This is a genomic window from Burkholderia sp. BCC0398, assembly GCF_902833245.1.
GTDB classification, from domain to species: Bacteria; Pseudomonadota; Gammaproteobacteria; order Burkholderiales; family Burkholderiaceae; genus Burkholderia; species Burkholderia sola.
This window is the reverse complement of record NZ_CADFEM010000006.1, coordinates 375917-395085: the sequence shown is the minus strand read 5'-3', so window position 1 is coordinate 395085 and position 19169 is coordinate 375917. Positions and strand designations below refer to the sequence as shown.

Sequence of the window (19169 nt, the reverse complement as noted above, 5' to 3'; positions counted from 1 at the left end):
AAAAAGCGAACGCCGTTCGAGGAAGTCCTCGTTTCGCGCACCGCGGGCTTGCGCGCGGGCCGGCGTTGGTCTTGCCGGACAAACGTCGGATAATGAGAGCCGTTTTCTCGAAGGAGCACGTATGCGAGTCGGTTTGTTCGTCACCTGCCTGGTCGACCTGATGCGCCCCGAAATCGGTTTTTCGGCGCTCAAGCTGATTCGCGACGCCGGCTACGAGGTGATCGTGCCGCCCACGCAGACCTGCTGCGGCCAGCCCGCCTACAACTCGGGCGACCGCGCGCTCGCGCGCGACCTCGCGGAAAAGACGCTGCGCGAGTTCGAGTCATTCGATTACATCGTCGCGCCGTCCGGTTCGTGTGGCGGGATGATCCGCGCGCACTACGGCGACCTGTTCCGCGACGATCCCGAGCTGATGGGGCGCTACACGCGGTTCCAGCAGAAAGTTTACGAACTCACCGATTTCCTCGCGAACGTCGCGAAGGTGTCGCTCGCGCCGGGCGAATTCGCCGGGCCGGTCACCTATCACGATTCGTGCTCGGGCCTGCGCGAGCTCGGCGTGAAGGCGCAGCCGCGCGCGCTGCTCGCACAGCGCGGCGTGGCCGTCACCGAGATGAAGGACTGCGAGCACTGTTGCGGCTTCGGCGGCACCTTCTCGGTGAAATACGGCGACATCTCGGCGGCCATCGCGGACGAAAAATGCGCGAACGTGCGCGCGTCGGGCGCGGGCACTGTGGTGCTCGGCGATCTCGGCTGCATGCTGAACATCGAAGGGCGGTTGCGCCGCACCGGCGACCGCGACACGCGCGTGCTGCACGTCGCGCAAGTGCTGGCGGGCGACGTCTGACGCCCGGTTCCGCTCACTTTTCCCCCGATACCGCGATGCAAGTCCAATCGATGCATTTCAAGGCGCGCGCCGGCCAGAAGCTGGCCGACCAGCGCCTGCAGCAGAACCTGAAGAAGCTGTCGACGAAGTTCGTGTCCGCGCGCGCCGACGCGATGACCCTGATCGACTTTCCGGCCACGCGCGCCGCGCTGAAGGCGCGCCGCAACCGCGCGCTCGAGAATCTCGACGTGTGGCTCGAGGCGTTCGAGCGCGAGGCGACGCGGCGCGGCACGACGGTGCTCTTCGCCGAAACGACTGCGGACGCCGCGCGGCTCGTGGCCGACATCGCGCGCCGGCACGACGTGAAGAAGGTCATCAAGACCAAGTCGATGGTGTCCGAGGAAATGCGCCTGAACGCGGTGCTCGCCGAGATGGGCGTGCAGTCGATCGAGACCGATCTCGGCGAATACATCCTGCAGATCAACGACAACGAGCCGCCGAGCCACATCATTGCGCCCGTCGTGCACAAGGACAAGGACGAGATCGCCGACCTGTTCGCGCGCACGCATGGGCGCGAGCGGCTCACCGAGATCCCGGACATGACGCGCGAGGCGCGCGAGGTGCTGCGCCCGCATTTCATGTCGGCCGACATGGGCGTGACGGGCGGCAACTTCGTGATCGCGGAAACGGGTTCGGTCGCGATCGTGACGAACGAAGGGAACGAGGGCATGTGCACGGTGATGCCGCGCGTGCATGTCGCGGTGACCGGCATCGAGAAGGTGCTGCCGACCCTCGAGGATCTCGCGACCGCGATGCGGCTGCTGCCGCGTTCCGCGACCGGGCAGAAGACGTCGAACTATTTCTCGCTGCTGACCGGGCCGCGCGGGCCCGGCGACGAGGACGGCCCCGAGCACAACTACGTGGTGCTCGTGGACGGCGGCCGCACGGGCCTGATCGGCGGCGAATTCCAGGAGATGCTGCGCTGCATCCGCTGCGGCGCGTGCATGAACCATTGCCCGGTGTACCAGAAGGTCGGCGGTCATGCGTACGGCTGGGTCTATCCGGGGCCGATGGGATCGGTGCTGACGCCGAGCTACGTCGGGCTCGACCGCACGCTCGACCTGCCGCAGGCGGCGACGCTGTGCGGCGAATGCGACAGCGTGTGCCCGGCCGGGATTCCGTTGTCGCACCTGTTGCGCACGTTGCGCGAGAAGCAGGTCGAGCGCCACCTGCGACCGTGGCGCGAACGCGCGGCGCTCGCCGCGTGGGGGTTCTTCGCCCGACGCCCGATGCTGTATGCGCTGACGACCAAGCTCGCGGTGCGCGTCCTCGAACGGCTGGGCGGCGACGGCGGCATGCTGCGGCGCCTGCCGATGATGGGCGGCTGGATGGATACGCGCGACCTTCCGACGCCGACCGGGCGCACGTTCCGCGAGCTGTACGCGGCGTCGCAAAGTCACCTCGGCTGACACTGTTCAGCGAGCGGCAACAGTGCGTTCGCTATTTGCATATTTATCTTGATAGATGCGGTCTATAGAATCTCGCCTGTAGTCCCCGGAATCGGGTTTCGGGGTACGAGGTCAACGAGGTCCGCATCATGAAAAAGACAATATCGATGTACTGGCCGCTGGCAATCGTGGTTCCGCTGGCAGCGGTTGCCTATCTGCATGCGATGGCCGATGCGCCGTCGCGCGGCCCGCTCGCGGTTCACCAGGCGTCCGCCGAACTGGCGCGCGCGGTGTCGTTCGGGCTGGTCGGCGACGCGGCGCAGCCGCTGCCCGCGGCATCCGGCGACATGGCGCTCGCTGCGCCGAAGGCGCTGTAACGCATGACACCGTCGCTTCGCGCGGCGGCGTCATGTCGGCCGCCTTTGTATAATGGCGTGTTCTTCTCCCACGCGGTGCGCCGCGGCTTTTCGATAGTGCGATGACCCGCGTTGCGATCTGTTTCGTCTGTCTCGGCAACATCTGCCGTTCGCCCACCGCGGAGGGCGTGATGCGCCACCAGGTCGATGCGGCCGCGCTGGCCGACCGGATCGCGATCGATTCGGCCGGCACTGGCGACTGGCACGTCGGCGAGCCGCCCGATACGCGTGCGCAGGCGGCAGCCCGTAGCCGCGGCTACGATCTGTCGGCGCTGCGCGCGCGGCAGGTGAGCGCGGCGGATTTCGAGCGGTTCGATCTGCTGCTCGCGATGGACGAAGCGAATCTCGCCGAGCTGCGCCGTCGCTGTCCGCCGCAGCATCGCGACAAGGTGCGCCTGCTGATGGAATTCGCGCCGGGCGCGACCGAAACCGAAGTGGCCGATCCGTATTTCGGCGGCGCGCAGGGCTTCGAGCAGGTGCTCGACCAGGTCGAGCGCGCGTGCGCGGGTCTGCTGGAGACGCTCCGCGCACGCACGGCGCACTGACCGCGCGATATTCAGCGGTCTGCGAATACCCTTTCACAGACATGGATACTTGACTAAAAACGTCAAATATTTATACTTGACCAAAATCGTCAAGATTGCAGTCCCCTAGACACCATGAGACTCACCACCAAAGGCCGTTTCGCCGTCACGGCGATGATTGACTTGGCACTGCGCCAGGAGCAGGGCCCGGTGACGCTTGCAGGCATCAGCCAGCGCCAGCGGATTTCGCTCTCGTATCTCGAACAGCTGTTCGGCAAGCTGCGCAGGCATGAAATCGTCGAATCCGTGCGCGGCCCGGGCGGCGGCTACAACCTCGCGCGTCGCGCGCAGGACGTCACCGTCGCCGACATCATCATCGCGGTCGATGAACCGCTCGACGCCACGCAGTGCGGCGGCAAAGGCACGTGCGACGGCTCGAAGCAGCCCGACGGCCATTGCATGACGCACGAGCTGTGGTCGACGCTGAACCAGAAGATGGTCGAATACCTCGATTCGGTGTCGCTGCAGGATCTCGTCGATCAGCAGCGCGCACGCGAGGGCGCCCCTGCGGTGCTGCGCGACCGTCGCGCGCCGGAGCCCGTCGCCGCACCGGCCGAGCCCGTGCGCACGATGCCGCTCGGCCCCAATTCGGTGTTCAACATCGCGAGTTCGTGAGCGCGAAGGCGCCCGCCAACCCCCATAACGCACATAGTCCCTGCACAGAATACCCGGAGCGACAGATGACCCAAGAGACTCTCCACCTGCCCATCTATATGGATTACAGCGCGACGACGCCCGTCGATCCGCGCGTGGTCGACAAGATGGTGCCGTACCTGCGCGAGCAGTTCGGCAACCCGGCGTCGCGCAGCCACGCTTACGGCTGGGACGCGGAGCGTGCGGTCGAGGAAGCGCGCGAACAGGTGGCCGCACTCGTGAACGCCGATCCGCGCGAGATCATCTGGACGTCGGGCGCCACCGAGTCGGACAACCTCGCGATCAAGGGCGCCGCGAACTTCTACAAGGGCAAGGGCAAGCACATCATCACGGTGAAGACCGAGCACAAGGCCGTGCTCGACACGTGCCGCGAGCTCGAGCGCGACGGTTTCGAAGTCACCTACCTCGACGTGAAGGACGACGGCCTGATCGACCTCGACGTGTTCAAGGCCGCACTGCGCGCGGACACGATCCTCGTGTCGGTGATGCACGTGAACAACGAGATCGGCGTGATCCAGGACATCGAGACGATCGGTGAAATCTGCCGCGAGAAGGGCATCGTGTTCCACGTCGATGCCGCGCAGTCGACCGGCAAGGTCGCGATCGACCTCGCGAAGCTGAAGGTCGACCTGATGTCGTTCTCGGCGCACAAGACCTACGGCCCGAAGGGCATCGGCGCGCTGTACGTGCGCCGCAAGCCGCGCGTGCGCATCGAAGCGCAGATGCACGGCGGCGGTCACGAGCGCGGGATGCGGTCGGGCACGCTGGCGACGCACCAGATCGTCGGCATGGGCGAGGCGTTCCGCATCGCGCGCGAGGAAATGGCGACCGAGAACGAGCGCATCCGCATGCTGCGGGACAAGCTGCTGCGCGGCCTGTCGCAGATCGAGGAAACCTACGTGAACGGCGACATGGATCGCCGTGTCCCGCACAACCTGAACATCAGCTTCAACTTCGTCGAAGGCGAGTCGCTGATCATGGCGATCAAGGACGTTGCGGTGTCGTCGGGCTCCGCATGCACGTCCGCGTCGCTGGAGCCGTCGTACGTGCTGCGTGCGCTCGGCCGCAACGACGAACTCGCGCACAGCTCGATCCGCTTCACGGTCGGCCGCTTCACGACGGAGCAGGAAGTCGACTTCGTGGTCGATCTGCTGAACAGCAAGATCGCGAAGCTGCGCGAACTGTCGCCGCTCTGGGAAATGCACCAGGAAGGCATCGATCTGTCGACGATCGAATGGGCCGCGCACTGATACCGCATTGAATGCAACCGCGGGCGGATTGACGCACGCAGACGTAACGAGTCAAGGAGTCTGAGTCATGTCTTACAGCAACAAGGTTCTGGATCACTACGAAAACCCGCGCAACGTCGGTTCGTTCGCGAAGGACGACGACACGGTCGGCACGGGCATGGTCGGCGCGCCGGCATGCGGCGACGTGATGAAGCTGCAGATCCGCGTCGGCGCGGACGGCGTGATCGAAGACGCGAAGTTCAAGACCTACGGTTGCGGTTCTGCGATCGCATCGAGCTCGCTCGTCACCGAATGGGTGAAGGGCAAGACGCTCGACGAGGCACTGTCGATCAAGAACACGCAGATCGCCGAGGAACTCGCGCTGCCGCCGGTGAAGATTCACTGCTCGATCCTCGCGGAAGACGCGATCAAGGCAGCCGTGGCCGACTACAAGAAGCGCCACGACACCAAGGAAAGCGATCAGGCAGCAGCCTGAACGGCATCGAGCGGCTAGGGAAGGGAACGCGGCGGGCCCCGGCGGCGCGCCGCGGCAAGGACATCATGGCAATTACACTGACCGAAAAAGCAGCACAGCACGTGCAGAAATACCTCGTCCGTCGCGGCAAGGGTGTGGGCCTGCGGCTTGGCGTTCGCACGACCGGGTGCTCGGGGCTCGCGTACAAGCTCGAGTATGTCGACGAGCTGGCTCCCGAGGATCAGGTGTTCGAGAGCCATGGCGTGAAGGTCGTCGTCGATCCGAAGAGCCTCGCCTATATCGACGGCACCGAGCTCGACTTCGCCCGTGAAGGCCTGAACGAAGGGTTCAAGTTCAACAACCCGAACGTGAAGGACGAGTGCGGGTGCGGGGAATCGTTCCGCGTGTGACGCGGCTCCCTCCGCGCGACGCGGGCAACAGGCGGCACGGGCCGCCTTTTTAATGTGCGGCGTTTGCCGCGCGACGAACCGGAATTGAACGCGACGATGGTTTCGCTCAAAGACAGCCATTTCGACCTGTTTCACCTGCCGGCGCAATTCGCGCTCGATGAGACGGCGCTCGACACCGCCTATCGGACGGTGCAGACGCAAGTGCATCCGGACCGCTTCGCAGCGGCCGGCGATGCGCAAAAGCGCATCGCGATGCAATGGGCCACGCGCGCGAACGAGGCGTACCGCACGCTGCGCGATCCGCTGAAGCGCGCGTCCTATCTGCTGTCGCTGCGCGGCGTCGACATCGGCGCGGAAAACAACACGGCGATGGAGCCCGCCTTCCTGATGCAGCAGATGGAATGGCGCGAGGGCATCGAGGACGCCGCGGCCGCCCGCAACGTCGACGCGCTCGATGCATTGCTCGCCGAGTTGAGCGACGAGAAGCGCGTGCGCGTCGAGCGCCTCGGCACGCTGCTCGACAGCGGCGCCGACCAGGCAGCCGCGGAAGCCGTGCGTCAGCTGATGTTCATCGAACGGGTCGCGTCGGAAGTGGGCGCGCAGATCGAGCGCCTCGAAACTTAACCGCGTGCCTGGCGGCACGCGCAGCAAACGGGCCGAGCGCCCGAACGAACCAAGATGGCTTTACTGCAAATTTCCGAACCGGGCATGGCGCCGGCGCCGCACCAGCGGCGACTCGCCGTCGGGATCGATCTCGGCACGACGAACTCGCTCGTCGCCGCCGTGCGCAACAGCGTGCCCGAAGTCCTGCCGGACGAAGCGGGCCGCGTGCTGCTGCCGTCGGTGGTCCGTTACCTCGAGAAGGGCGGCCGCCGCATCGGCCACGAAGCGAAGGCGCAGGCCGCGACCGATCCGCGCAACACGATCGTGTCGGTCAAGCGCTTCATGGGCCGCGGCAAGGCCGAGGTCGAAGGCGCGGCGAACGCGCCGTACGAATTCGTCGACGCGCCGGGCATGGTGCAGATCCGCACGATCGACGGCGTGAAGAGCCCGGTCGAAGTGTCGGCCGAGATTCTCGCGACACTGCGTTATCGCGCCGAGGATTCGCTCGGCGACGATCTGGTCGGCGCGGTGATCACTGTGCCCGCGTACTTCGACGACGCACAGCGCCAGGCGACCAAGGATGCCGCGCGCCTCGCGGGCCTCAACGTGCTGCGCCTGCTGAACGAACCGACCGCCGCGGCGATCGCCTATGGTCTCGACAACGCGGCCGAAGGCCTTTATGCGGTGTACGACCTCGGCGGCGGCACGTTCGACCTGTCGATCCTGAAGCTGACGAAGGGCGTGTTCGAGGTGCTGGCCGCGGGCGGCGATTCCGCGCTCGGCGGCGACGATTTCGACCACGCGCTGTTCGGTCACGTGCTCGCGCAGGCCGGTATCGACGCGAAGACGCTCGCGCCCGAGGACGTGCGCCTGCTGCTCGATCGCGTGCGCGTGCTGAAGGAAGCGCTGTCGTCGGCGCCTGAAGCGGCGCTCGACGTGACGCTGTCGAGCGGCGCGCACCTCGTGCAGACGATTTCGCACGACACGTTCGCGTCGCTCGTCGAGCCGCTCGTGCAGCGCACGCTCACGCCGACCCGCAAGGCGCTGCGCGATGCGCAGGTCACGCCGGCCGACATCAAGGGCGTCGTGCTCGTCGGCGGCGCGACGCGCATGCCGGTGATCCGCGACGCGGTCGCGAAGTATTTCGGCCAGCCGCCGCTCGTGAACCTCGATCCGGACCAGGTCGTCGCGCTCGGCGCGGCGATCCAGGCCGATCTGCTCGCGGGCAACCGCGGCACCGGCGACGACTGGCTGCTGCTCGACGTGATTCCGCTGTCGCTCGGTGTCGAGACGATGGGCGGTCTCGTCGAGAAGATCATTCCGCGCAACTCGACGATTCCGATCGCGCGTGCGCAGGAATTCACGACCTTCAAGGACGGCCAGACCGCGATGGCAATCCACGTCGTGCAGGGCGAGCGCGAGCTCGTCGCCGACTGCCGGTCGCTCGCGCGCTTCGAGCTGCGCGGCATTCCGCCGATGACGGCGGGCGCGGCCCGCATTCGCGTGACCTATCAGGTCGACGCGGACGGCCTCCTGTCGGTGTTCGCCCGCGAGCAGTTGTCGGGCGTCGAGGCGTCGGTCGTCGTGAAGCCGTCGTACGGCCTCGCCGACGACGACATCGCGAAGATGCTGGAAGACAGCTTCAAGACCGCCGAAATCGACATGCGCGCCCGTGCGCTGCGCGAAGCGCAGGTCGAGGCCGAGCGGATGCTCGAGGCGACGCAGGCCGCACTGGCGGCCGACGGCGAATTGCTCGAGGCCGACGAGCGCGCGCAGGTCGACGCGCTGACCGCGGCGTTGCGCGCGGTCGCGCAGGGCGACGATACGAACGCGATCGAAGCGGCGACCAAGGCGCTGGCCGACGGTACCGACGAATTCGCGGCGCGCCGGATGGACAAGAGCATCAAGCGCGCGCTGTCGGGCCGCCGGCTCGACGAGATCTGAACCCACGAACCGCGCATCGGCCGGCAACGGCCCGCGCGACGATGAACGTGCGGCGCGCGGCGCCGCACCCTGACTGACGGAACGAACATGCCTCAACTGGTGGTGCTGCCTCACGTCGAACTGTGCCCGGACGGTGCGGTGATCGACGCGACGCCCGGCAAGAGTATCTGCGACAACCTGCTCGATCACGGGATCGAGATCGAGCATGCATGCGAGAAGTCGTGCGCATGCACGACGTGCCACGTGGTGATCCGCGAAGGCTTCAACGATCTGACGCCGTCCGAGGAGGACGAGGATGATCTGCTGGACAAGGCGTGGGGCCTCGAGCCGACGTCGCGCCTGTCGTGCCAGGCGATCGTGAAGGAAGATTCGGACCTGGTGGTCGAGATCCCGAAGTACTCGATCAACCACGCGAAGGAAAATCACTGACAGGAACCGGAGGCAGGCGATGAAATGGACCGATTCGCGTGAAATAGCCATTGCGCTGGCGGACAAGCACCCGGACATCGACCCGCAGCGGATCAACTTCGTCGACCTGCGCCAGTGGGTGCTCGAGCTCGACGGCTTCGACGACGATCCGACGCACTCGGGCGAGAAGATCCTCGAGGCGATCCAGGCACACTGGATCGACGAATCGGATTTCGACGACGAGGACTGACGGACCCGACCGGTCACGGCGTGCGCTGCAACGGTGCACGCCGCGCCAATGAAAAACGGCTCGTGAGCATTTGCTCGCGAGCCGTTTTCGTTTTGGGCGCGCTGCCCGCGCACGTTGCGCGGGCAGGGGACGCCTGCGATTACGCGATCAGCTTCAAGCGCCGACCAGCGTGCCGTTCTCGATCCGCACGCGCTGGCCCTGGCCGAACGGCGGCGGGTTGTGGTACGTGAACGTGCGCGTCGCGCCGCTTTCCATCTGCACTTGCACCTGATAGTCGGTTTCCGCGCGAACCTGCTTCTCGACCTGGTTGCCGGCGAGCCCGCCGCCCAGCGCGCCGATGATCGTCATTGCGGTGCGGCCGTTGCCGTGGCCGAACTGGTTGCCGAGCAGGCCGCCGGCCGCCGCGCCGCCCACGGCGCCGATCCCCGAGCTCTGGCCCGGTGTGCGCGTCTGCGTGATCGCGACGACCGTACCGCAACTCTGGCAGTAGGCTTGCGCGGGCGCCGACGGCTGCTGTGCGTATTGCGGCGGCTGCGGTGCGGTCGTGTGACGGCGGTGCGGCGCGGCCGGGCGCGGCGCGGGCTTCGGCTCGGCCTGCGCGACGGCGGCCTTCTGCTGCGCGGCGGCCTGTTCCGCGGCCTGCCGCTGCGCTTGCGCGGCCAGCGCGGCGCTGGCGGCCGCGGCCGTATCGACGGCCGGTTGCGACGCGATCAGCGCGGCCTGGGTCTGGCCGTTCTGTTCGTTGCTGCTGGTGGCTTTCGGGAAGACGCCCGTGATCGCTGCCGTCGCCGCGAGGCTGGCGACGATGACGGCTCCCGCTGCAGTGGCGATCAGCGGGTGAAGGCGTTGCTTTTGCGGCGTGGTCTGATTCTGGTTGTCCATTTTGTTCTCCAAGGTCGATCCGGATCGGCGCGCTGCGCCGGAGCAGGATCCCACGCTCGGGAGCGAGCAGACTCGGCGTTCCGGCGCCTCGTTCTGGTCCCGTGGTCATGCGTGGTGACGCAACAGGAGTGTCGTCCACGGCCCAGCGGCGCGCCGTATCAAGGTGTAACGAATTGCAGCGGGGCATTCACGGCCGTTTCCGGGAAAACCCGGAGAAGCGCGTCGCGACGAGGGAATAAAACGGGGGAGGATCGAAGGCCGGCGGACGCCGGCTGGCGGGATTTACGCGTCGTTACAAAGCCGACGCGTGCGCGCCACGGGACGCGGCGCACACGCGGTGGCGGGCGTCAGTCTTCGCGGCGCAGGTGCGGGAACAGCAGCACGTCGCGGATCGTCGGGCTGTCGGTCAGCAGCATCACCAGACGGTCGATACCGATCCCGCAACCGCCGGTCGGCGGCATCCCGTATTCGAGCGCGCGGATGTAGTCGGCGTCGAAGAACATCGCTTCCTCGTCGCCCGCATCCTTCTGCTCGACCTGCTTCTTGAAGCGCGCGGCCTGGTCTTCCGGGTCGTTCAGCTCCGAGAAGCCGTTCGCGATTTCGCGGCCGGTCATGAACAGCTCGAAACGCTCGGTGATGCCCGGCACCGTATCCGATGCGCGTGCGAGCGGCGACACCTCGACCGGGTAGTCGATGATGTAGGTCGGCTCCCACAGCTGCGATTCCGCGGTTTCCTCGAACAGCGCGAGCTGCAGCGCGCCGATGCCTGCGTTCAGGAACGCCGGCTGCGACACGTCGACGCCGAGGCGCTTCAGTTCGGTGCGCAGGAACGCGTCGTCCGACAGCTGGCCGTCGGTGTAGTCCGGTGCGTACTTCTGGATCGCCTGCGTGATCGTCAGGCGATGGAACGGCTTCGCGAGGTCGAGCTCGCGGCCCTGGTACTGGATCGTCGCGGTGCCGAGCGCATCGATCGCCGCCTGGCGGATCAACTGCTCGGTGAAGTCCATCAGCCAGCGGTAGTCGGTGTACGCGGCGTAGAACTCCATCATCGTGAATTCCGGGTTGTGACGCGGCGACACGCCTTCGTTCCGGAAGTTACGGTTGATCTCGAACACGCGCTCGAAGCCGCCGACGATCAGGCGCTTCAGGTACAGCTCCGGCGCGATGCGCAGGAACATCTGCATGTCGAGCGCATTGTGATGCGTGACGAACGGCTTCGCGGCCGCGCCGCCCGGGATCGGGTGCAGCATCGGCGTCTCGACTTCCATGAACTCGGCGTTGTCCATGAACTTGCGGATCGACGCGATCGTCTTCGTGCGGGCGCGGAACGTGTCGCGCGTTTCCGGCGTGACGATCAGGTCGACGTAGCGCTGGCGGTAGCGCATTTCCTGGTCGGACAGGCCGTGGAACTTGTCCGGCAGCGGACGCAGCGCCTTCGACAGCAGGCGCAGCTCCTTGCACTGGACCGACAGCTCGCCCTTGTTGGTGCGGAACAGCACGCCGCGCGCGGCGACGATGTCGCCGAGGTCCCACTTCTTGAACGCGTCGTAGGTGTCGGCGCCGACGTCGTTCGGCGTCACGAAGAACTGGATCTGGCCCGATCCGTCCTGCACCGTCGCGAAGCTCGCCTTGCCCATCACGCGCTTGAGCATCATGCGGCCGGCCACCGACACCTCGACCGGGTTCGCTTCGAGCGCGGCCTTGTCCGAATCGGCGAATTTGGCCTGCAGGTCGGCTGCGTGGTGCTCGGGCCGGAAATCGTTCGGATAGGCGACGCCTTGCTCGCGCAACGCGCGCAGCTTCTCGCGGCGCTCGGCGATGATCTGGTTGTCGTCCGCCGTGACGGCGGGCTGCGTTTGGGTCGGTTCGGTCATGATGGTCGGAATTCGGAGTGGGGTGCGGCAACGCAAACGGGAAGGGCGGCGCGGGCCGGCCGCGCCGCGACGCTTACACGCCCTGTTTGAGGCTCGCGCTGATGAAGTCGTCGAGGTCGCCGTCGAGCACCGCCCGCGTGTTGCTCATTTCGACGTTCGTGCGCAGGTCCTTCACGCGGCTCTGGTCGAGCACGTACGAGCGGATCTGGTGGCCCCAGCCCACATCGGTCTTGCTCGATTCGAGCTTGTCCTGCTCGGCCTGGCGCTTGCGCATTTCGACTTCGTACAGGCGCGACTTCAGCATCGCCATCGCTTCGGCGCGGTTGCGGTGCTGCGAGCGGTCGTTCTGGCACTGCACGACGATGCCGGTCGGCATGTGCGTGATCCGTACCGCGGAGTCGGTCTTGTTGATGTGCTGACCGCCCGCGCCCGACGCGCGGTACGTGTCGATGCGCAGGTCGGCCGGGTTGATCTCGACTTCGATCGAATCGTCGATTTCCGGATAGACGAACACCGACGAGAACGACGTATGGCGACCGCCCGACGAGTCGAACGGCGACTTGCGCACGAGACGGTGGATGCCCGTTTCGGTGCGCAGGAAGCCGTATGCGTATTCGCCCGTGACCTTGACCGTCGCGTTCTTGATGCCGGCGACGTCGCCGTCGGACTCTTCGAGCACCTCGGCCTTGAAGCCCTTGCGTTCGCAGTAGCGCAGGTACTGGCGCAGCAGCATCGACGCCCAGTCGCATGCCTCGGTGCCGCCGGCGCCGGCCTGGATGTCGATGAAGCAGTTGTTCGGATCGGCCGGGTTCGAGAACATCCGGCGGAACTCGATGTCGCCGACGCGCGCCTCGAGCTTCGCGGCGTCGTCTTCGGACGCGAGAAGGGTGTCCTCGTCGCCTTCCTCGCGCGCCAGCTCGAACAGGTCGAGCGCATCGCGCAGGTCGCTATCGAGCGCGGTGAGCGTCGTGACGACGCCTTCGAGCAGCTTTTTCTCGCGACCGAGCGCCTGGGCGTTCTTCGAGTCGTTCCAGACGTTCGGGTCTTCGAGTTCCTTGTTGACTTCGGTCAGACGCGCAGCTTTGGCGTCGTAGTCAAAGATACCCCCGAAGCTCGCCCGCGCGGTTGCGCAGGTCGAGCAGGGAGCTTTCGATCGCGTTGAGACGTTCCGCTTCCATGATCGTTCGCTATTCTTGCTTCGTAAAAAAGCGGAATTATAGCCGATCGGCGGGCTTGCCCGGTGACGCAAACGGTGCCAGCACGCGTGTTGACGGCCCATCCGGCGCGGCGCGCGCGCGGCGGCGCGTCGCGGGCCGGGTGCGATGCTCAGCCGGCCGCGTGTTCGACGATCAGCTGGACGCGCGTGACGCCGTTCCACGTATCGGCGACGAGCCGGTACGCGACCAGCGCACTCGCCGGCAGCGGCTCGGTGTGGTTGAACCAGATCGCGTTGAAGCGCTGGCGGCCGCGCGCCAGCTGCAGCTTCAGGTGCTTTTCCTTCACGAGCGACTGCGACACGACGTCGAATTCGCCCGAGAAAAGCGGGGCCGGAAACCCTTGCCCCCACACGGCCTCGTCGAGCAGGCCGACGAACTGCGGCGTGAAGTACGCGTCCTCGAGCTCGCCGTCGGTCTCGATCACGCGGGCGAGTGCGTCGTCGGACAGCCATTCGCGCGCGACGGACTCGAACGCGGCCGCGAAGCGCGGCACGTTGTCGGTGTCGAGCGTGAGGCCGGCCGCCATCGCGTGGCCGCCGAACGCGACGATCAGGTCCGGTTCGCGTTTCGACACGAGGTCGAGCGCGTCGCGCAGATGGAAGCCGGCGATCGACCGGCCCGATCCCTTGACCCGTTTGCCTTCGTCGTCGGCGTGCGCGAACGTGAACGACGGGCGGTGGAACTTTTCCTTGAGCCGGCCGGCGACGATGCCGATCACGCCCTGGTGCCACTCGGGATTGAACAGCGTGATCGTGCACGCGTCGGCCGGATCGACGTCGGCGAGATCGGCGAGCGCCTGCTGCTGCATGCCGGCTTCGATTTCGCGGCGTTCGCGGTTCATCACGTCGAGTTGCTGCGCGAGATCCCACGCGCGGCCGATGTCGTCGGTGATCAGGCATTCGATGCCGAGCGACATGTCGGATAGCCGCCCGGCCGCGTTCAGGCGCGGGCCGAGGCCGAAGCCGAGGTCGAAGCCCGACGCGGTGCGCGCTTCGCGCGCGGCGGCGCGGAACAGCGCGGCGATGCCCGGCTGCATGCGGCCGTTGCGGATGCGCTGCAGCCCCTGCGCGACGAGCACGCGGTTGTTGCCGTCGAGCCGTACGACGTCGGCGACGGTGCCGAGCGCGACGAGGTCGAGCAGGCCGTCGAGCCGCGGCTCGGCTTCCTTGCTCGCGAACGCGCCGCGGCGACGCAGCTCGGCGCGCAGCGCGAGCAACACGTAGAACATCACGCCGACGCCGGCGAGGTGCTTGCTCGGAAACGCGCAGCCGGGCTGGTTCGGGTTGACGATCGCGCGCGCGGCGGGAAGCGCGTCGCCGGGCAGGTGGTGGTCGGTCACGAGCACGTCGATGCCGCGCGCGTTCGCGGCTTCGACGCCGGCGACGCTCGCGATCCCGTTGTCGACGGTGATCAGCAGGTCGGGCTTGCGCGCAGCCGCGAGCTCGACGATCTCGGGCGTGAGGCCGTAGCCGTATTCGAAGCGGTTCGGCACCAGGTAGTCGATCTGCGCGCCGAACATCCGCAGGCCGCGCACCGCGACCGCGCAGGCGGTCGCGCCGTCGCAGTCGTAGTCGGCGACGACGAGCAGGCGCCGCTGGTCGGCGATCGCGTCGGCGAGCAGCACCGCCGCATCGGCGCAGCCTTTCAGCTCGGTGGGCGGAACGAGGCGCGCGAGCGCGGTCTCGATGTCGACGGGCGACTGCACGCCGCGCGACGCGTACAGGCGCGCGAGGACGGGGTGCAGTCCGTGGCGCGCGAGCGCTTCGGCGTCGGCGGGCGCGACGGGGCGGGTAACGATCCGGGTCATTCGGGTTGGCTTGTTATTCGAACAGGGAGGCAAGCGCGCGGCGGCGCCAGAACTTGCGCAGGTCGCCGCGCGTCGCGTGCAGCGTCACGGAGCCCGTGTCGCCGCACAGCGTGACGTCGACGCTCGCCAGCTCGCCGTTCCGCAGCGCGGCGAGCGCGGGCGCGAACCAGTCGCGCTCCAGCGCGGCGAGGCCGTCGTGCCAGCGCGCCCAGTCCTGCTCGATGAACGGCGTGGTCAGCGTCGGCAGCTCGACGAGCGTCGCGCCATCGGCGGCGGGCAGCGCGCCGAACGTCGCGGGCAGGCCGTCGGCTTCGGCGTGCGCGGCGCGTGCGAGGCCGAGCGCGGCCGGCGACGCGGACAGCACGCGCGCGAACGGCTTGCCGACCGGCTTCAGCGTGCCCTGCGCATGGAACCAGACCGAATTGACGGCGGGCAGCCCACGCGCCTCGCGGGCTTCGTTCACCGGGTGCTGGAACCACGCCATCTGCACTTCGTTCTGCAGTTTCATCCACATCCGCGAGCGCTCGCCCGTATGCGCCTCGTGCGGCAGCCAGATCTCGATGTTGCGGCCGCTGGCGCGCAGCGGCGCGGCGCCGGCAAGGCGCGCGAGCTGGTCGCTCGACAGGTACCAGCGCGCCGGGTTCGGCGCTTCGAGCCGCACGCCGAGCTCCTCGATCAGCGGCCGCGCGACCGCGAGCAGCGCGGCCGCGTCGCCGTCGTCGAGCGCCAGCGAAGCCGGATCGACGAGTACCAGGTGATCGTGCGCGATTTCGACGTGCACGGGCTCGACGCACGCCCATGCCTGGGTGCCGGGATCGCCGCCGTCGGCCAGCAGCATGTAGGGCGCGAGCGGCGCCTCGTCGGCGGCGTTGCCCTGCGTGGCGCCGAAGCGGCTTGCCAGCCAGCGCTCGTGCGGCAGCGTGCGCTGGAAGTCCTCGCCGGCCACACGCTCGACGAGAGTCGCGCGGGCGAGCAACTTTTGGAGCGCGGGGCTGTCCAGCGTGTGCAGGGGCGAGGCCGCGTCGGCCGCCGACGGCAGCGCGAACGGAACGAGAAAATGGAGGCGTCGGTCGTGCATGATGGTGCGCATTGTATGGCAAACTGCGCGCGTGATCGGGCCGGCTGACGGCCCGTTCGCGTCCGGCGGCCGTTTTTTCGACCGTGCCCGGGCTGCCGGCCGCCACCCGGCGGCGGTCCGGCCGCGGCGTGCCTCCCGCCGTAACCAGCAGAAAGGATTCGCTTGAAACTTCCGTACGAATGGCAGATCGGCTGGCGCTACACGCGCGCCGGCAAACGCACGACCGGCAACGGCTTCATTTCCTTCATCGCGCTCGTATCGATGCTCGGGATCGCGCTCGGCGTCGCGGCGCTGATCGTCGTGCTGTCGGTGATGAACGGCTTCCAGAAGGAAGTGCGCGACCGCATGCTGTCGGTGCTCGCGCACGTCGAGGTGTTCTCGCCGACGGGATCGATGCCCGACTGGCAACTGACCGCGCAGGAAGCGCGCCGCAATCCGTCAGTGATCGGCGCCGCGCCGTACGTCGACGCGCAGGCGCTGCTCACGCGCCAGGACGCGGTGAGCGGCGTGATGCTGCGCGGCGTCGAGCCGTCGCTCGAGCCGCAGGTGTCCGACATCGGCAAGGACATGAAGGCCGGGCAGCTCGGCGCGCTCGTGCCGGGCCAGTTCGGCATCGTGCTCGGCGACGCGCTCGCCGGCAATCTCGGCGTGACGGTCGGCGACAAGGTCACGCTCGTCGCGCCCGAAGGCTCGATCACGCCGGCCGGCATGATGCCGCGCCTGAAGCAGTTCACCGTGGTCGGCGTGTTCGAATCGGGCCACTACGAATACGACAGCACGCTCGCGATGATCAACATCCGCGACGCCGAGGCGCTGTTCCGGATGAACGCGCCGACCGGCGTGCGGCTGCGGCTCACCGACATGCAGAAGGCGCCGCAGGTCGCGGTCGAGCTGTCGCATACGCTGTCGGGCAGCCTGTACATCCGCGACTGGACCCAGCAGAACAAGACGTGGTTCTCGGCCGTGCAGATCGAGAAGCGGATGATGTTCATCATCCTCACGCTGATCATCGCGGTGGCCGCGTTCAACCTCGTGTCGTCGCTCGTGATGACGGTGACCAACAAGCAGGCCGACATCGCGATCCTGCGCACGCTCGGCGCGCAGCCGGGGTCGATCATGAAGATCTTCGTCGTGCAGGGCGTGACGATCGGCTTCGTCGGCACCGCGTCCGGCGTCGCGCTCGGCTGCCTGATCGCGTGGAGCATCCCGTGGCTGATCCCGATGATCGAGCACCTGTTCGGCGTGCAGTTCCTGCCGCCGTCGGTGTACTTCATCAGCGAGCTGCCGTCCGAACTGGTCGCGAGCGACGTGATCCGGATCGGGCTGATCGCATTCGCGCTGTCGGCCGTCGCGACGCTCTATCCAAGCTGGCGCGGCGCGAAGGTGAAGCCGGCGGAGGCGCTCCGCTATGAATGACCGCGCGGCCGCATTCGCGGATTCACGACAACAACACAACAGACAGGATTCGGCAGGTATGCAGGAATACGTGCTTCAGGCGCGCGGGATCACGAAGGCGTTCGTGCAGGGCGGCTTCAACGTGCAGGTGCTCAACAACACCGAGCTGACGGTGCGGCGCGGCGAGAAGCTCGCGGTCGTCGGCGCGTCGGGCTCCGGCAAGAGCACGCTGCTGCACGTGCTGGGCGGGCTCGACGAACCGAGCGCCGGCGAAGTGTCGCTGCTCGGCAAGCCGTTTACGCAACTCGCCGAGCGCGAGCGCAACGAGCTGCGCAACCGCGCGCTCGGCTTCGTCTACCAGTTCCACCACCTGCTGCCCGAGTTTACGGCGCTCGACAACGTCGCGATGCCGCTGCGCATCCGCCGGATGACGACCGAGGACGCGCGCGCGCAGGCACAGGCGATGCTCGAACGCGTCGGTCTCGGCCCGCGTGCGAAGCACCGGCCGGGCGAACTGTCGGGCGGCGAACGGCAGCGCGTCGCGATCGCGCGCGCGCTGGTCACGAAGCCCGCGTGCGTGCTCGCCGACGAGCCGACCGGCAACCTCGACGGCACGACGGCCGACACGGTGTTCAACCTGATGCTCGAACTGTCCGAGACGCTCGAAACGAGTTTCGTGATTGTTACGCACGACCCCGATCTCGCCGCGCGCTGCGACCGCATCATGCGGCTGCGCGACGGGGTGCTGCACGAGGAGCCGGCGCTGCCGGTGTAAAAAAGCCACGCCGTTGGCCGGCCGCCGGTTTGTCGCGGCACGGCGCAACGGCGCAGGACCGCTGACATGTGGATCGACACGCACTGCCATCTCGATGCCGCCGAGTTCGACGCCGACCGCGACGCGGTCGCGCAGGTTGCGCGCGCGGCCGGCGTGTCGCGCATCGTGATCCCGAGCATCGGGCGCGACAACTTCACGACGGTGCGCGAACTCGCGCAGCGCACGCCGGGCGCGGCCTATGCGCTCGGCATCCATCCGATGTATACGCCGCAGGCGCGCGACGCCGATCTCGACCGGCTGCGCATGGAGATCGAGGCGAGCCTCGACGATCCGCGTTTCGTCGCGATCGGCGAGATCGGGCTCGACTATTTCGTGCCGGGGCTCGACGAAGACCGGCAGCAGTTCTTCTACCAGGGCCAGCTCCAGTTGGCGCGGGAATTCGACCTGCCGGTGCTGTGTCACGTGCGCAAGTCGCAGGACCGCGTGCTGGCCGGGCTGCGCCGTTTCGGCGTGCGGCGCGGCATCGCGCATGCGTTCAACGGCAGTTTTCAGCAGGCCGAAGCGTATCTGGCGCAGGGGCTGCATCTCGGCTTCGGCGGCAACGTGACCTTCACGCGCGCGCGACAGATCCGCCGGCTCGCCACCGAGTTGCCGCTCGACGCGCTCGTCGTCGAAACCGACGCGCCCGACATCGCGCCCGAATGGGCATACAAATCCCGCAACACGCCCGACCAGGTGCCGCGCATCGGCGGCGTGCTCGCCGAATTGCGCGGGCTGGATACTGGCGAACTGGCCGTATGCACTTCGGCTAACGCGCTCGCCGCGCTGCCGCGACTCGCCCTTTCGTCCGCATAATCGTTGCCGGAAGGCGCCGCATTGGCAGGGGGCGCCGGGTCG

The 19169-nt window shown here is 67.5% G+C and carries 20 protein-coding genes; 15 read left to right on the top strand and 5 right to left on the bottom strand.

Annotated features, from left to right (window positions below; genetic code table 11):
• Positions 1-121 precede the first annotated feature (121 nt).
• The 12 genes from HWX76_RS16265 (at position 122) to iscX (ending at position 9244) form a co-directional block, all read left to right on the top strand.
• Positions 122-844: a (Fe-S)-binding protein gene (locus tag HWX76_RS16265; RefSeq protein WP_176016035.1), complete on the top strand. Its 723-nt coding sequence runs from the start codon at positions 122-124 to the stop codon at positions 842-844.
• Positions 845-879: 35 nt separating this feature from the next.
• Positions 880-2292, top strand: coding sequence for a lactate utilization protein B (locus HWX76_RS16260; protein WP_050013006.1), 1413 nt, complete (start codon positions 880-882; stop codon positions 2290-2292).
• A 128-nt stretch (positions 2293-2420) separates the two neighbouring features.
• Positions 2421-2648, top strand: coding sequence for a hypothetical protein (locus HWX76_RS16255; RefSeq protein WP_050013005.1), 228 nt, complete (start codon positions 2421-2423; stop codon positions 2646-2648).
• 101 nt (positions 2649-2749) lie between these two features.
• Entirely contained in the window at positions 2750-3232 is a 483-nt protein-coding gene (locus tag HWX76_RS16250; RefSeq protein ID WP_050013004.1) for a low molecular weight protein-tyrosine-phosphatase, read from the top strand.
• Positions 3233-3346: 114 nt separating this feature from the next.
• Positions 3347-3886, top strand: a complete 540-nt coding sequence (gene iscR, locus HWX76_RS16245) for a Fe-S cluster assembly transcriptional regulator IscR (protein WP_006401955.1) — start codon at positions 3347-3349, stop codon at positions 3884-3886.
• Between the two features lie 65 nt (positions 3887-3951).
• Entirely contained in the window at positions 3952-5175 is a 1224-nt protein-coding gene (locus tag HWX76_RS16240) for an IscS subfamily cysteine desulfurase (protein WP_050013003.1), read from the top strand.
• 67 nt (positions 5176-5242) lie between these two features.
• Positions 5243-5650: a Fe-S cluster assembly scaffold IscU gene (gene iscU / locus HWX76_RS16235; protein ID WP_006478389.1), complete on the top strand. Its 408-nt coding sequence runs from the start codon at positions 5243-5245 to the stop codon at positions 5648-5650.
• Positions 5651-5715: 65 nt separating this feature from the next.
• Positions 5716-6039 carry an iron-sulfur cluster assembly protein IscA gene (iscA, locus tag HWX76_RS16230; RefSeq protein WP_011885413.1) on the top strand — a complete coding sequence of 108 codons (324 nt, stop codon included), beginning with the start codon at positions 5716-5718 and terminating at the stop codon, positions 6037-6039.
• Between the two features lie 96 nt (positions 6040-6135).
• Positions 6136-6663, top strand: coding sequence for a Fe-S protein assembly co-chaperone HscB (hscB, locus tag HWX76_RS16225; protein ID WP_176016034.1), 528 nt, complete (start codon positions 6136-6138; stop codon positions 6661-6663).
• Positions 6664-6717: 54 nt separating this feature from the next.
• Positions 6718-8586, top strand: a complete 1869-nt coding sequence (gene hscA / locus HWX76_RS16220; RefSeq protein WP_050013002.1) for a Fe-S protein assembly chaperone HscA — start codon at positions 6718-6720, stop codon at positions 8584-8586.
• Between the two features lie 87 nt (positions 8587-8673).
• The gene (gene fdx / locus HWX76_RS16215) at positions 8674-9015 is read left to right on the top strand and encodes an ISC system 2Fe-2S type ferredoxin (RefSeq protein ID WP_006478392.1); all 342 of its coding nucleotides are present in this window, start codon (positions 8674-8676) and stop codon (positions 9013-9015) included.
• A gap of 19 nt (positions 9016-9034) precedes the next feature.
• Positions 9035-9244, top strand: coding sequence for a Fe-S cluster assembly protein IscX (iscX, locus tag HWX76_RS16210; RefSeq protein WP_006478393.1), 210 nt, complete (start codon positions 9035-9037; stop codon positions 9242-9244).
• A gap of 153 nt (positions 9245-9397) precedes the next feature.
• Here the strand turns inward: iscX and HWX76_RS16205 are convergent, their stop codons facing one another.
• From HWX76_RS16205 to HWX76_RS16185, 5 genes are all read right to left on the bottom strand, one after another.
• Positions 9398-10126, bottom strand: a complete 729-nt coding sequence (locus tag HWX76_RS16205; RefSeq protein WP_124556715.1) for a glycine zipper 2TM domain-containing protein — start codon at positions 10124-10126, stop codon at positions 9398-9400.
• A 347-nt stretch (positions 10127-10473) separates the two neighbouring features.
• Positions 10474-12000, bottom strand: a complete 1527-nt coding sequence (lysS, locus tag HWX76_RS16200; protein ID WP_050013000.1) for a lysine--tRNA ligase — start codon at positions 11998-12000, stop codon at positions 10474-10476.
• A gap of 73 nt (positions 12001-12073) precedes the next feature.
• Positions 12074-13178 (bottom strand): peptide chain release factor 2 gene (gene prfB / locus HWX76_RS16195; protein ID WP_102961735.1). Its coding sequence is split into 2 segments (ribosomal slippage): positions 12074-13096 and positions 13098-13178, totalling 1104 coding nucleotides; the frame shifts between segments, so codons are not numbered across the junction.
• Positions 13179-13326: 148 nt separating this feature from the next.
• Positions 13327-15024 carry a single-stranded-DNA-specific exonuclease RecJ gene (gene recJ / locus HWX76_RS16190; RefSeq protein ID WP_124631422.1) on the bottom strand — a complete coding sequence of 566 codons (1698 nt, stop codon included), beginning with the start codon at positions 15022-15024 and terminating at the stop codon, positions 13327-13329.
• Positions 15025-15037: 13 nt separating this feature from the next.
• Entirely contained in the window at positions 15038-16114 is a 1077-nt protein-coding gene (locus tag HWX76_RS16185; protein ID WP_176016033.1) for a regulator, read from the bottom strand.
• 150 nt (positions 16115-16264) lie between these two features.
• On the opposite strand from HWX76_RS16185, the gene HWX76_RS16180 reads away from it, so the two are divergent.
• The 3 genes from HWX76_RS16180 to HWX76_RS16170 all read left to right on the top strand — a co-directional run bounded on the left by HWX76_RS16180 (position 16265) and on the right by HWX76_RS16170 (position 19127).
• On the top strand, positions 16265-17518 hold the full coding sequence (locus HWX76_RS16180) for a lipoprotein-releasing ABC transporter permease subunit (RefSeq protein WP_006478398.1): 1254 nt from the start codon (positions 16265-16267) through the stop codon (positions 17516-17518).
• Positions 17511-18272 carry a lipoprotein-releasing ABC transporter ATP-binding protein LolD gene (gene lolD / locus HWX76_RS16175; protein ID WP_175806125.1) on the top strand — a complete coding sequence of 254 codons (762 nt, stop codon included), beginning with the start codon at positions 17511-17513 and terminating at the stop codon, positions 18270-18272. Before HWX76_RS16180 ends, lolD begins: the two co-directional genes overlap by 8 nt.
• 66 nt (positions 18273-18338) lie before the next feature.
• A complete protein-coding gene (locus HWX76_RS16170) occupies positions 18339-19127 on the top strand; it encodes a TatD family hydrolase (RefSeq protein ID WP_089488592.1) in 789 nt (262 codons plus the stop codon).
• Positions 19128-19169: the final 42 nt, after the last annotated feature.